General features: G+C 58.0%; 11 protein-coding genes. 9 read left to right on the top strand and 2 right to left on the bottom strand.

All coding sequences use genetic code 11. The features are described from left to right. Positions 1-169 precede the first annotated feature (169 nt). On the top strand, positions 170-952 hold the full coding sequence (locus tag ACMGGP_RS14645; RefSeq protein ID WP_045139633.1) for a siderophore-interacting protein: 783 nt from the start codon (positions 170-172) through the stop codon (positions 950-952). Between the two features lie 72 nt (positions 953-1,024). Further along, a complete protein-coding gene (locus tag ACMGGP_RS14640) occupies positions 1,025-1,564 on the top strand; it encodes a PadR family transcriptional regulator (protein ID WP_045139634.1) in 540 nt (179 codons plus the stop codon). Positions 1,565-1,572: 8 nt separating this feature from the next. Here ACMGGP_RS14640 and ACMGGP_RS14635 read toward each other — a convergent pair whose 3' ends face one another. After that, positions 1,573-1,869: an Rdx family protein gene (locus ACMGGP_RS14635; RefSeq protein WP_010248912.1), complete on the bottom strand. Its 297-nt coding sequence runs from the start codon at positions 1,867-1,869 to the stop codon at positions 1,573-1,575. Positions 1,870-2,108: 239 nt separating this feature from the next. On the opposite strand from ACMGGP_RS14635, the gene ACMGGP_RS14630 reads away from it, so the two are divergent. From ACMGGP_RS14630 to ACMGGP_RS14605, 6 genes are all read left to right on the top strand, one after another. Beyond that, positions 2,109-4,481 (top strand): TonB-dependent receptor domain-containing protein, encoded by a 2,373-nt coding sequence (locus ACMGGP_RS14630; protein ID WP_132499411.1) that lies wholly within the window; start codon positions 2,109-2,111, stop codon positions 4,479-4,481. 49 nt (positions 4,482-4,530) lie between these two features. Beyond that, the gene (locus tag ACMGGP_RS14625) at positions 4,531-5,562 is read left to right on the top strand and encodes a hemin-degrading factor (protein ID WP_498798588.1); all 1,032 of its coding nucleotides are present in this window, start codon (positions 4,531-4,533) and stop codon (positions 5,560-5,562) included. Further along, the gene (locus ACMGGP_RS14620; protein ID WP_033772557.1) at positions 5,559-6,380 is read left to right on the top strand and encodes a heme/hemin ABC transporter substrate-binding protein; all 822 of its coding nucleotides are present in this window, start codon (positions 5,559-5,561) and stop codon (positions 6,378-6,380) included. The genes ACMGGP_RS14625 and ACMGGP_RS14620 overlap by 4 nt, the downstream gene beginning before the upstream one ends. Further along, positions 6,373-7,371 (top strand): FecCD family ABC transporter permease, encoded by a 999-nt coding sequence (locus ACMGGP_RS14615; RefSeq protein ID WP_045139636.1) that lies wholly within the window; start codon positions 6,373-6,375, stop codon positions 7,369-7,371. The genes ACMGGP_RS14620 and ACMGGP_RS14615 overlap by 8 nt, the downstream gene beginning before the upstream one ends. Then, positions 7,371-8,147: a heme ABC transporter ATP-binding protein gene (locus ACMGGP_RS14610; protein ID WP_498798587.1), complete on the top strand. Its 777-nt coding sequence runs from the start codon at positions 7,371-7,373 to the stop codon at positions 8,145-8,147. Before ACMGGP_RS14615 ends, ACMGGP_RS14610 begins: the two co-directional genes overlap by 1 nt. 91 nt (positions 8,148-8,238) lie before the next feature. Continuing rightward, positions 8,239-8,736 (top strand): CinA family protein, encoded by a 498-nt coding sequence (locus tag ACMGGP_RS14605; RefSeq protein WP_010671076.1) that lies wholly within the window; start codon positions 8,239-8,241, stop codon positions 8,734-8,736. 27 nt (positions 8,737-8,763) lie between these two features. Here ACMGGP_RS14605 and acuI read toward each other — a convergent pair whose 3' ends face one another. Next, positions 8,764-9,747, bottom strand: a complete 984-nt coding sequence (gene acuI / locus ACMGGP_RS14600) for an acrylyl-CoA reductase (NADPH) (protein WP_064689971.1) — start codon at positions 9,745-9,747, stop codon at positions 8,764-8,766. A 565-nt stretch (positions 9,748-10,312) separates the two neighbouring features. Between acuI and ACMGGP_RS14595 the strand changes: the two genes are divergently transcribed. Beyond that, complete coding sequence (locus ACMGGP_RS14595; RefSeq protein WP_010671074.1) at positions 10,313-12,466, top strand: ornithine decarboxylase; 2,154 nt, start codon at positions 10,313-10,315, stop codon at positions 12,464-12,466. The last annotated feature ends 881 nt before the right edge of the window (positions 12,467-13,347 follow it).

Here is a 13,347-nt window from a genome sequence, read left to right as displayed (position 1 = left end):
ACCCGTACCGGCATAAAATATATCTTAAGCCGCTGGATCGCATTTTTCGTTCTTGTAGTGAAGATATATCATAGCTAATCTTGGCACTTCAGATGAGAATGATTGTTATTCCATTATTATCAGCATGCCCTTGAGTCACGGGCATCCATCCCGTTTCAGGAGAGAAATTTTGCCTGTATCAGCCGATCAGCGTGTACCACAGCGCGTCCGTAATGAATTGCGTTTCCGTCATATTCAGGTCGCGAGTAAAACTAACATTGCCGGTAAATTCTGGCGTATCCGGTTCAGCGGCAGCGATCTGGCGGGCTTTACGTCGCCAGGCTTTGATGACCACATTAAGGTTTTCTTCCCTTCCGCTGAAGGAGCCACACTGGCTCTGCCACAAATCACCGATGCGGGGATTGTCTGGCCGGAAGGGGTGCGTCCGCAGGCGCGTGATTACACACCGCTGGAATTCGATGGTGAATCTTCACTGACCCTCGATTTCTATATTCATGAGCAGGGCGTAGCCAGTGACTGGGCAACTCAGGCGCAGCCTGGCGATCGGTTGATTGTCGGCGGGCCACGCGGCTCGCTGGTGGTGCCGACCGATTACGCATTCCAGCTCTATGTCTGTGATGAAACCGGGCTGCCGGCTTTTGCGCGCCGTCAGCGTGACGCCCGGGCGCAGGCGCTGCATCTCTATGCCTTTACCGATGAAGCGACGGGCCGCGACTATTTATCTGATACGGCTGATGTGACGACAAACTGGCTCGGCAGCGGCCAGATGCAGAAAGCGCAGCTCAGCCAGCTGATTGCCCGGCTGGATCAGATCACTATCCCGACGGAAGATTACTTTGTCTGGCTGACCGGCGAAGGTGAGTTTGTTAAAGCGCTGTGTGACTACTTCACGGTGCAGCGCGGCCTCAACAGTGACTTCGTACGGGCGGTGGCCTACTGGCACCAGAAGTAAGTCGCTAAGGCAATTGAGTTTTGCCAGGCGGCGCACTACCATCAATCCCACTTTTTCGCAGCAGGGCAGGCCATGAAACAGCATCCGACTTCCACTTCATCTGACGATCAAACTGCGCGCGCAGGCAGTTGCAGCGGACGGCGCAAGCGACGTGAAAAGATGCTGGAAGCGAGTGAGATTCGCCTGCTGATGCTCCATTTCCTGGCGCAGAATGCCGCGCACGGCTATGAGCTGATCAAGTCTGTTGAGGAGCTGTCAAAGGGAGAGTATTCGCCCAGTCCGGGGATCATTTACCCCAACCTGACGCTGCTGGAAGAGATGGAGGCGATTCAGGTGGTGGATGCGCAGGCAACGCGTAAAGCCTACCGCCTGACGGCAGCGGGAGAGGCGCATCTGGCAGAGAATCGTGAAACGGTCAGCAGCCTGATTACACGGCTCTCTACGCTGGCGATTCTGGTCAATAACCGCAGCATTCCTGCTGTTGAGCAGGCGATTCATGGGCTGAAGGTCGCGCTGAACCAGCGGCTTGCGCAGGAAGATATCTCAGAAGCCGCGCTGCAGACGCTGATTAAGGCGCTGCACGACGCGGCAGAAAAAATCACCCACAGCTAATAGCGGAATTAGCTGACTTCAGTTTTGTGTTTGTCGATGTGGCCCAGCGTACGATCCGGGAAGCAGATGTCCCGCACACGCTGTTTCAGCGTGGTCGCATCCGGGAAGCCACCATCCCGCTTACGTTCCCACAGCAGATGCTCATCCAGCGTAATCTCAAAGATACCGCCGGTGCCCGGTTTCAGCGTCACCTCCGCCAGATCCTCAGCGAACGTATGCAGAAGTTCCTGTGCCATCCACGCTGACCGCATCAGCCAGTTGCATTGCATACAGTAGTGAATAACAACCACAGGTTTTTGCGCCATAACTCTATTCCTTTACGTGTTGATAAATGCCAATGCATTCGGGTTAACAATTTGTGCGCTGTGGTTTATATCTAAATGTAAATAAGATTGATAATGATTATCAGTTGCATTAAATTCCGGGCGATAATTACTACACCAGCATGATGTTCTGACTTTTCACGGCTTTTATGCGGAGCCGTTTTACTGTTGCCAGCAAGCAAGTGAGCGAATACTAACAATTAATCAGGTAATTCGCGCCTATGTCACCACGTTTTCGGAGATTGACGCAACCGCGTCTGACTCAACTGGCGTTGCTCGCCACCTTCATCAATACCACCTGCACTTATGCTGCGGGCAGTGAATCTGCCACCCTAGCCCTTTCTGACCGCTATGGCAGCAGTGCCGAACCGGTAATGACGGTGACGGCACCGGAAATCAAAAAAACGGCAGGCAGTAAAACCTCGCTCTCTGCCAGCGATCTGCAACAGCGTGGTGCCACTGACTTCGGATCGATCATGCGCTATGAACCGCTGATCAGTGCTACCGGTACCCGTGGTGGTTCATCAGCCGGTAAGAGCGGTTTTGATCGGGCCGGTTATACCGGCTACAACATTCGTGGCCTCGAGAGCAACCGCGTCGGTCTGGATGTAGACGGCATTCCGTTGCCGCAGGCCACTGGCCGCAGCTATGTAGGACGCGCAGGTCTCGACAGCTTTGGCATTGGCCGCGATTACATCGATCCTTATATGTTTGGCCGTATTGAGATTGAGAAGGGCGCCACAGCAGTGGAACAGCCGAACACCTCGATTGGCGGCAACGTCTCGTTCCGTAATAAGTCTCCCGACGATTACCTGCATCCCGGAAAAGCAACCGCGTTCAGTTATCAGAGCGACTATGACTCATCCAGTCGCAGCTGGCATAACGGCATCACCGCCGCTGCCGGTGACGATGAGCTGCGCGGCATCTTTGTTTACAGCCGCCGTGACGGACAGCAGACCCGTAACAACAGCGATACGCTGGATGCGTATCCCGCTAACTGGCACTCCGACGCCTTTATGACCTCCGGCATCTGGCAGCCCAATGATGCTCACAAGCTCAGCGCGACGGTCGATTACTATCACAAAACCCACCACAGCCATTACGACAGCTGGAGCACTTCAGGCAATACAGTCTGGGGGACGGCACAGCAGCAGAGTGATACCCGCCGCTGGGGCATCAGCCTGGCGGATGAGTACACCCCTTACAATGACCTGGTCGACAGCCTGACGACCCGCATTTACTGGCAGCAGACCCAGGCGCATGACAACACCCGGATGCCGTCGAGTGCCACCGCCAGGCAAACCGTCTATTCCGATTACAACAGCGACAGCTTCGGTTTTGACACCCGCGCGCTTAAAAGCGTCGGGCGACATGAACTGAGCGCCGGGCTGAATGCGCGCCTGGTGGATACTGAACGACCTTTCCGTCAGTCACCGCCAGCCAGTACTTTTACTGCGATCATGCAGCCGCAGGCTAACAGTCGCAGCTACAGCGTGGGTGGTTATCTGCAGGATACCATCAGCTTCGATGCTGACGGACATCGGGCGGCCATCGTGCCAGGCGCGCGCGTGGCCTATCAGAACACCCGACCGCGTGATGTGGCAACGCTGACCACGAACAGTAGCGTGCTCGACGCCAGCGAAGTTTCAGCGCTCTATGGGTCGCCAAACAGCGACACCCAGATATTGCCCTCGATTGCCTTCCAGTACGATCTGACACCGAAGCTGATGACTTATCTGCAATATACCCGTGGCGCGCAGTTCCCCAACGATACGCAGCTTTATGGTTCATGGAACCTTGGCTCCAGCTATGCCGGCACCGCGCAGTATGCGCTGATTGGTAATGCAGATCTGAAAACCGAAACCAGCAACAACTACGAGTGGGGTGTAAAAGGAGAGGTGGCAAAAGGCGTCACGCTTAACGCTGCCGCTTTTTATAACGACTATAAAAACTTTATTGCCTTTACCCGCTACAGCCGGGCGGCTAATCCGGGTCAGTTCGTCAATGTGCCCGCCAACATTTACACCACCTATCAGGCGGAGAACCGCGATAAAGCCTACATCTACGGGGCTGAAATCAGCAGTAAAGTGAACTTCGGCAGCTGGTTCAGCGAGGTCGAAGGTCTGAGCGCCAATCTGGCGTTTGGTTACACGCAGGGCGCGGCAAAGTCGAGCTACCTTGGTGACCGCTACATCGACCTTGAGAGTGTTGCCCCGATGAAAGCGATCGTCGGACTCGCCTGGGATGATGAGGCGCGCGGCTACGGTGCCGCCGTTACCGCTACCTTTGTCAAAGGTAAGCAAGCCAGTGCGACTAACCGCGAAAGCTTCGCTAACAACGGCAGCAGCCTGGCCGACTCCAGCACCGATTACATGCGGGTGCCGGGTTATGGCATGGTAGATATGACCGCTTACTGGCGCGTCGCGCACAACGTCAGGCTGAGTGGCGGGCTTTACAACATAACCGATCGCAAATACCGGGATTACCTCAGCAGCCGTGAACTGACCAGCGCCACTCAGCAGGAGCGCAACGATCAGGCGCTGGCCGTGATGCCGGGCCGTACTTTCCAGTTAGGTGTTAACGTCGATTTTTGATAGCCGTCGCCCTGCGCTGATGCAGGGCACTACTAAGAGAGCCTGAGTCATGAACCCGATTTATCAGCACTATCTTGTCCTTAAAGGTGAACAACCGAAGAAATATGCCCGCGACCTGGCCGCGCTGATCGGCATCAGCGAAGCGGAATTGTGTGAAGCGCGCATCGGCGTTGATGCCGTGGCGCTGAAACGCGATTTTCCGGCGTTGCTGAAGGCACTGGGCGCAGTCGGCGAAACCAAAAACATTACCCGTAACGCTTATGCGGTACATGAACATCTGGGTGAATACCACAATGTGCAGATTGGCGCGCATGGTGGCCTGGTGCTTAATCCCCGTGCGCTCGATCTGCGCCTGTTCATCGGTCAGTGGTGCAGCGCCTTTGCTCTGCAGGAGCCGACCGGGCAGGGCGTTCGTCACAGCATTCAGATTTTTGATCGTCATGGCGATGCGGTACTGAAAGTTTACGCCACGGAGCAGACCAGCATGGCAGCGTGGCAGACGCTGATCGCCGACTTTACCGACGCCGCGGCGACGCCGCTCGTGGTTGAGCCGGTTGCCGCTGCTCCCCTGACGGAGGCGATTGATGCCACCGCCATCGACCGTGAATGGCGCGCCATGACCGATGTTCATCAGTTTTTCGCGTTGCTGAAGCGCCACCAGGTGTCACGGCCGCAGGCGTTTCGCGCGGTGGGTGAGGATCTCGCCTGGCAGACCGGCAACGACGCACTTGAGCGCCTGCTACAGATGGCACAGCAGGCGGGCAATGAAATTATGATTTTTGTCGGCAACCGTGGCTGTACTCAGATTTTCACCGGCAGGGTAGAGAAGCTGCAGCCAGTGGAAAACTGGCTCAACATCTTCAATCCGCAGTTCACGCTGCATCTGATGGCTGATCAGATTAGCGAAAGCTGGGTAACACGCAAGCCAACGGGCGATGGCTTTGTTACCAGCCTGGAACTGTTCGCCGCCGACGGCACGCAGATCGCCCAGCTCTACGGTCAGCGCACGGAAGGTACGCCAGAGCAGTCACGCTGGCGCGAGCAGATTGGCGCACTCCGCACGCCGGGAGCGGCGGCATGAAAAGAGCGATGCTGTTATGGCTGCTGATGACGCTGCCATCACTGGCGGCGGAGCGGGTGGTGTCGATTGGTGGTGACGTCACTCAGATTATCTATGCGCTGGATGCCCAGTCACAGCTGGTTGCGCGCGACAGCACCAGTCTGCGTCCGGCGCAGGCCGCCCGACTGCCGGACGTGGGTTATATGCGCCAGCTCAACGCCGAAGGCATTCTGGCACTGAAACCGACGCTGGTGATCGCCAGCGCGCAGGCGCAACCGTCGCTGGTGCTGCAACAGATTGCCCGCGCGGGCGTCAGGGTGGTCACGGTCAGCGGCGACAGCAGCCTGCAGGCGATTCCGCAGAAAATTATCACTGTGGGCCAGGCGCTGCAGCGTGAAAGCGAAGCTCAGGCACTGGCGCAGCAGATGACGCAGCAGATTCGCCAGTTGCCGCAGCAACCGCTGCCGGTAAAAGTGCTCTACATCATGGCGAACAGCGGCATGAAATCGATGGCGGCGGGAAATCAGACTGCGGCCGATGGCGCCATTCGCAGCGCCGGGCTGGAGAATGCTATGGGCTCGGTGCCGCACTATCAGGCACTGTCGCAGGAAGGGGTGATCGCCGCCGCGCCGGATCTGGTGGTAATAGGCGAGGATGGCCTGAAAACCCTGGGCGGCGAAGCGCAGCTGTGGCAGTTACCGGGTCTGGCGCTGACGCCTGCCGGGCAGCAGCATCGTCTGCTGGTGATCGACACCATGGCACTGCTGGGGTTTGGCCTTGATACGCCGCGGGCAATCGTGAAATTGCGTCAGGCGGCGGAATCGCTGAACCATGATTAAGGATAATGCGCTGCGTGGCCTGGTGCTGATGCTGATCTTCCTGCTGGTGGCGATGGTGCTGGCGGCAAATCTGGGGGCGATGTCGCTTTCAGTGCGGGCGCTGTGGCAGGCACCGCTCAGCGATCTTATCTGGCAGATCTGGCTGGATATCCGTCTGCCGCGCGTGCTGCTGGCGGTGGTGATGGGCATGGCGCTGGCAGTCTCTGGCGCAGTGATGCAGGGTGTTTTTCGTAACCCGCTGGCCGATCCCGGTTTGCTGGGGATCAGCAGCGGGGCGGGACTGGCGGTGGCGCTGGCAATCATTATTCCGCTGGCGTTGCCGGCACCGCTGGAATTGTGGCTACCGATGATCGCCGCGTTTATCGGCAGTCTGCTGGTTACACTGCTGATCTTCAGTTTCAGTCGGCTGGCGCGCGGCAATCTTTCGCGGCTGTTGCTGGTCGGCATTGCGATTAATGCGCTGTGCGGCGCGGCGGTAGGCGTGCTGTCATGGCTGAGCAACGACCAGCAGCTGCGCCAGCTGTCGTTATGGGGCATGGGAAGCCTCAGCCAGGCACAGTGGCCTGCACTGCTGATCTGCCTGCTGCTGATTCTGCCAGCCTTGCTGCTTTTACAGACTCGCGCCCGCCACCTTAACCTGCTGCAGGCGGGCGAAGAGGATGCGCACTACATGGGCGTTGATGTGAAGCGTACTCAGCATCAGCTGCTGATCCTCAGTGCGTTGCTGGTCGGTACGGCGGTCTCGGTCAGCGGCGTGATCGGCTTCGTCGGACTGGTGGTGCCACACGTGATGCGTTTTTGCCTTGGCGGCGATCACCGCTGGCTGCTGCCCGGCTCAGCGCTGGCGGGAGCGATTCTGCTGCTGCTGGCCGATACGCTGGCGCGCACTCTGGTGGTTCCGGCCGAGATGCCGGTAGGGCTGCTGACCAGCCTGATTGGTGGTCCGTGGTTTCTCTGGCTGATTCTGCGTCAACAGCGAGGGCTGGAGTGATGGAAATTTTACAGGCCAGGGGATTGTGTCTCGCGTACGGCGGCGAAACCGTTATCGATAACCTCGACGTCACGCTGTCAGGTGGCGAGCTGGTGGCACTGATTGGCCCCAACGGCGCAGGTAAGTCGACGCTACTGCGGATGCTGACGGGATTTCTGTCGCCCGATCGGGGCGAGTGCTGGCTGGGCGATCGACGGCTGACGGCATGGCCGCGTGAGCAGCTGGCACGACGCCGGGCAGTGATGCGCCAGCAGAACAACCTGACGTTTGCACAGTCTGCGCAGTCGGTCGTGGCGATGGGCCGTGCGCCCTGGCCGGAGGCGCAGACGTCGCAGATTGTGGCTGAGGTTATGCGGCTGACAGGTTGTGAAGGGCTGGCGCAGCGCGATTACCGCCAGCTCTCCGGCGGTGAACAACAACGGGTGCAGCTGGCGCGGGTGCTGGCACAGCTCTGGCATGAGGGAAGACCACGCGGCTGGCTGTTTCTGGATGAGCCGACTTCGGCGCTGGATCTCTTCTGGCAGCAGCAAACCCTGCGTTTATTACGCCAGCTGACGCGCGCCGGAGATCTCACCGTCTGTACCGTGTTACATGACCTTAATCAGGCCTCATTGTGGGCCGATCGCATACTGCTGCTGCACGCAGGCCGACTGGTGGCACAAGGCTCACCGCAGACGGTGATGACGGAATCGACGCTGACGCGCTGGTACCAGGCCGATCTGCAGGTAGTGGCGCATGCCGGGAGTGGACAGCCGCATATCCAGCTGCGCATTTAGACCGTTTCGCTTTAAAAACATCGCCTTGCGCGGTTTTATTCGCTGATTTTGCGCTATACCTGGAGTTCCGGACAGATTCAAGGAGACCATAATGGCAAAATCATTAGATCAGACCGCTGAGCAACTGGGTAATATTTTACTCTCTTCCGGACTTCATCTGGCGACCGCCGAATCCTGTACCGCCGGGCTGATCAGCATGACGCTGGCCGCGGTGGAAAACAGCGGAGACTTTTATACCAGCGGCTTTGTCACCTACAGCGAAAATGCCAAAATCCGTCTGCTGGGGGTGCGCCCTGACACGCTGAAACAGCATACGGCGGTGAGCGAACAGACGGCGCGGGAGATGGTGCAGGGCGCCTGCGCCCGCTCCGGCGAGCCGGTGGGATTATCCATTACCGGCTATGCCGGACCGGATGGCGGCGAAGATGGTACACCGGCGGGCACCATCTGGTTTGGCTGGGTATTGCCCGACGGCAGAGACGAAGCGGAGTGCCATCAGTTCAGCGGCGATCCGAAATCGGTGATGGAGCAGGGGACACAGTTCGCGCTGGAAGGACTCATAAAACGGCTGCAGCGAGCCGATCGTTAAAGGCGCGAAACGCGCCTTTAAACAGGTTTAGCGGCAGTCGACAATCAGACGTCCCTGCACTTTGCCATCCAGCAATGCCTGCGCACCTTCTCTGGCTTCACTTAGCGGGATCACCCGGCTCAGCTTACTGAGCCGTTCGCTATCCATCAGCTCACCGAGTCGTTGCCACGCCTGCTGACGAAGCGGCTTCGGACACATCACGCTATCGACACCGGCCAGCGTAACGCCACGCAAAATAAAGGGTGCGACGCTGGCTGGCAGGTCGAGTCCCTGCGCCATACCACAGGCGGCAACCGCGCCGTCCCGCTGGGTGGCGGCCAGCACATTCGCCAGGGTGTGACTGCCGACGCTGTCTATCGCGGCGGCCCAGCGCTCTTTTGCCAGTGGCTTGCCGGGTTGGGAGAGTTCTTCACGGTCAATGACCGATGCCGCGCCCAGCGTATCAATCAGATAGGCATGGTCGCTGGTGCGCCCGCTGGAAGCGATCACCTGATAACCCAGACGCGCCAGCAGGCTGACGCTATAGCTGCCGACGCCGCCACTGGCACCGGTTACCAGTACCGGCCCCTGTTCAGGTGTGATGCCCTGTTTTTCCAGCGCCATCACGCAGAGCATTGCGGTCAGTCCCGCCGTACCGATTGCCATGGTTTGCAGCGGACTCAGCGTGGCGGGCGGGCGCACCAGCCAGTCGCCACTGACGCTGGCTTTCTGTGCCAGGCCGCCCCACTGTTTTTCGCCCACGCCCCAGCCCGTCAGCAGCGCCACATCATCCTCTTTCCAGTCAGGATGGCGGCTGGCCGTCACCCGGCCAACAAAATCGATACCTGGCACCATCGGGAACTGGCGCACAATCGGGCCTTTGTTACAGATAGCCAGGGCATCTTTGTAGTTCAGGGATGAGTAGCTGACGTCGAGCGTGACATCGTGGTCAGGCAGTTGAGATTCGGGGAGATCTTTCAGCAGGGAACGGTAACCTTGTTCGTCATTTTCAATGACCAGTGCCTTGAACATGCAGCCTCCGGCAGAGTGGGAAAGAGAAGATCAGTTTACGCCTGGCAGATGCAATGCGGTAGGGCAATGGCCCCGTCTCCCGGCAATGAAGACGACACGAGCGGAAAAACAGGCTGACAGCGGCAGTGAGTTAAGTGCATAAATCTGCATATAATTCAGATAATTAGTCGTATTGTGAATTTTTTATGATAAATAGACTATAAAAATCATGTTGTTACATGCGAAGAGGGTGACTGAATAATTACCTGGTTCGGGTTGTCCATGCCTGAAAAAGATGACATTATGACCGCCACTTTTTGACCCTGCTTCTTTGCCACTGAGGACGTCGCCATGTCCGGTTCACCGCGCATCCGCCCGGATTACCGTTCGCTTTTTCCGGCGCTCACCGGGTTTTCCTCTTTTCCGATATCTCCGTTATTCACCATGCGGTGAGGCCAGCCGGGCAGCGGCTATGGATCTGCTCTCCACGGGCTGCGTAACGCCTTCTGACTGTTAAGTATTCGCCGGGGCACTGTCCCCATAATTGTGCCTCTGGCACTTCCTCCCTGACGTTAGGGATTCTGTTATGACTCCACTGAAAATTGCTGCCAGCGCCGCTGTGGCGCCCAGTCTGACCCTGAACACTGCGCGAGACGTGGTGACGCTGGATAACACCGACTTCACCGATGTGGCGGCAGTTGTCGTCTCGCTGGCGGATACCCGTAGCGGCGTGCTGGCGCTGCTGCGTCATACCGGCTTTAATCTGCCGGTGTTTGTCGCTAACGCGTTTGAAGAAGAGGTGATGCACCTGCCCGGCGTCAGCGGTGAGCTGAATGGCGATCCGCAGGAGTGGATCGCGCTGGAAGCGGCTGCGCAGGCGTATGAAGCGGCGCTGCTGCCCCCTTTCTTCGAGACGCTGACCCGCTATGTCGATATGCAGAACAGCACCTTTGCCTGTCCCGGACATCAGGGCGGTGCGTTCTTTAAAAAGCATCCGGCGGGCAAACAGTTTTATGACTTCTACGGCGAGAATGTTTTCCGCTCTGATATGTGCAATGCCGACGTCAAACTGGGCGATCTGCTGATCCACGAAGGCTCGGCCAAAGATGCGCAGAAGTATGCGGCAAAGGTGTTCAACGCCGATAAAACCTACTTTGTGCTCAACGGTACCTCAAGTGCCAACAAAGTGGTGACCAATGCGCTGCTGACGCGTGGCGATCTGGTGCTGTTCGACCGCAACAATCACAAGTCGAACCATCATGGTGCGCTGATTCAGGCGGGCGCGACCCCGGTTTATCTTGAAGCGACGCGCAATCCTTTCGGCTTTATTGGCGGCATTGACGCGCACTGTTTTGATGAGGCTTATCTGCGCGAGCAGATCGCGGCCGTGGCTCCGCAGCGCGCGGCTGAAGAGCGGCCTTTCCGTCTGGCGATCATCCAGCTGGGCACCTACGACGGCACGGTCTACAACGCGCGCCAGGTAGTGGATCGCATCGGCCATCTGTGTGATTACATCCTGTTTGATTCCGCGTGGCTCGGTTATGAGCAGTTCATTCCACTGATGGAAGGCTGTTCGCCGCTGACCCTGCAACTGAATGAGAACGATCCCGGCATTTTTGTCACGCAGTCAGTGCATAAGCAGCTGGCAGGTTTTTCGCAGACTTCGCAGATCCATAAAAAAGATAATCATATTCGCGGACAGCGCCGCTTCTGCCCGCATAAGCGACTGAATAACGCTTTTATGCTGCACGCATCCACCAGTCCGTTTTATCCGCTGTTTGCCGCGCTGGATATCAACGCCAGAATGCATCAGGGCGAAGCGGGGCGTCGCATGTGGGATGAGTGCGTCACGCTGGGTATTGAGGCGCGTAAAGCGATCCTGGATCGCTGTGAGATGATCCTGCCGTTTGTGCCGGAGACGGTAGATGGTCAGCGCTGGCAGGATGCGCCCACTGAGACGATCGCCCGCGATCTGCGCTACTTCAGCTTTGAACCGCAGGCGAAGTGGCACGGTTTCGCGGGCTATGCGCGCGATCAGTATCGGGTGGATCCCTGCAAGCTGCTGCTGACCACGCCGGGGATTGATGCGGCCAGCGGTGAGTATAGTAATTTCGGGATTCCGGCGACCATTCTGGCGAACTATCTGCGCGAAAACGGCATTGTGCCGGAGAAGTGCGATCTCAACTCAATCCTGTTCCTGATGACCCCGGCAGAGAGTCCGGAGAAGATGGCGAATCTGGTGGCGATGCTGGCGCAGTTCGAGCAGCACGTCAAAGAGGATGCGCCGCTGGCCGAAGTGCTGCCGACCATTTATCGCAAAAATGCCGAACGCTATGCCGGGTATACCCTGCGTCGCCTCTGTCAGGAGATGCACGACCTTTACGTCAGTCACAACGTCAAGGATCTGCAGCGCCTGATGTTCCGCGCCGCGGAGTTCCCGCCGGTCAGGGTGAATCCGCAGGATGCGCATCAGGCTTATATTCGCGGCGAAGTGGAGCTGGTGCCGATAGCCGAAGCGCAAGGCCGGGTTGCCGCGGAAGGTGCACTGCCTTATCCACCGGGTGTGCTGTGCGTCGTCCCGGGGGAAGTCTGGGGCGGCGCGGTGCAGCGTTACTTCCTGGCGCTGGAAGAGGGGCTTAATCTGCTGCCTGGCTTCTCACCAGAGCTGCAGGGCGTTTACACCGAAGAGGATGACCAGGGACGGAAGTATCTGGTGGCCAATATGATAGTGGGGCGCTGAACTGAGCGTGGGCAGAGGCGGGTAGCGGCCCGCCTGCCTTTTTGTTCGCTGCGCGAACGGGCTATGAGAAGGTTTCATTCGCTTAGCAGCGGGCTAATACTGAGCGGGTTCCGCCCGCCAGGCGATGGGGAGTTTCAGGTTGCCTGAGCAGGCGGACGCGTCAAGGGGCGGACGCCCGCCCCTTAACAATCCCGGCGTCCGGCTGCCTGCGCGCCCCGCTGTGCGGGGTGCCTTCGTCACGCCCTGCGGCCGACGGACCGTCCGGACTCGCCATCCCTGGCTCGTACCGTCCTTTCGCCGACGTCCTGTCGGCTCATCCTGGCCTGCGGTTGTTCCTCAGCGCTTCGGACGCCTCTGGGAAACCCCCGCCTGTTATTTCTTTATGTTTTCTTTGGTGCACAGTTTTCTGGTGGTCTGAAAGCCAGTCTCAATTCCTGAAGTTCACCGCAACAATCTTAGTTACCTGAAAACGAGATAACAGCGGGTAGGGTTGAATGCCATTCTGTGTGCTGAGCCAAAAGTCAGAGGCAATCCCAAAAAAATACAGCGATAAAGTACCCGACATAACAAGATGAGATAACAGCGGGTGGGTTGAATAACATTCGGTCTGCTGAGCCAAAAGTCAGAGGCAATCCCAAAAAAACTACAGCGAAAAAGCACTCAACATAAAAGCAGAAATAACAGCGGGCGAGTTGAATGCCATTCTGTTTGCTGAGCCGAAAGTCAGAGGCAATCCCAAACTCACAGCGACAGCGAACCCAACATAAAAAGAAGAGATAACAGCGAGGGGGTGGGGAGGCCGTCAGAGCCGCTGAGCGGATGAGGGATTTCAGGACGAGCGACAGGGATGTCGCGAAGAGGCGGGTTCGCGCCAGGGATGG

The sequence above is a fragment of the Curtobacterium sp. BNK-1 genome (assembly GCF_048685235.1).
In the GTDB taxonomy this organism is placed as follows: domain Bacteria; phylum Pseudomonadota; class Gammaproteobacteria; order Enterobacterales; family Enterobacteriaceae; genus Pantoea; species Pantoea agglomerans.
This window is presented reverse-complemented; position numbering and strand designations above follow the sequence as displayed.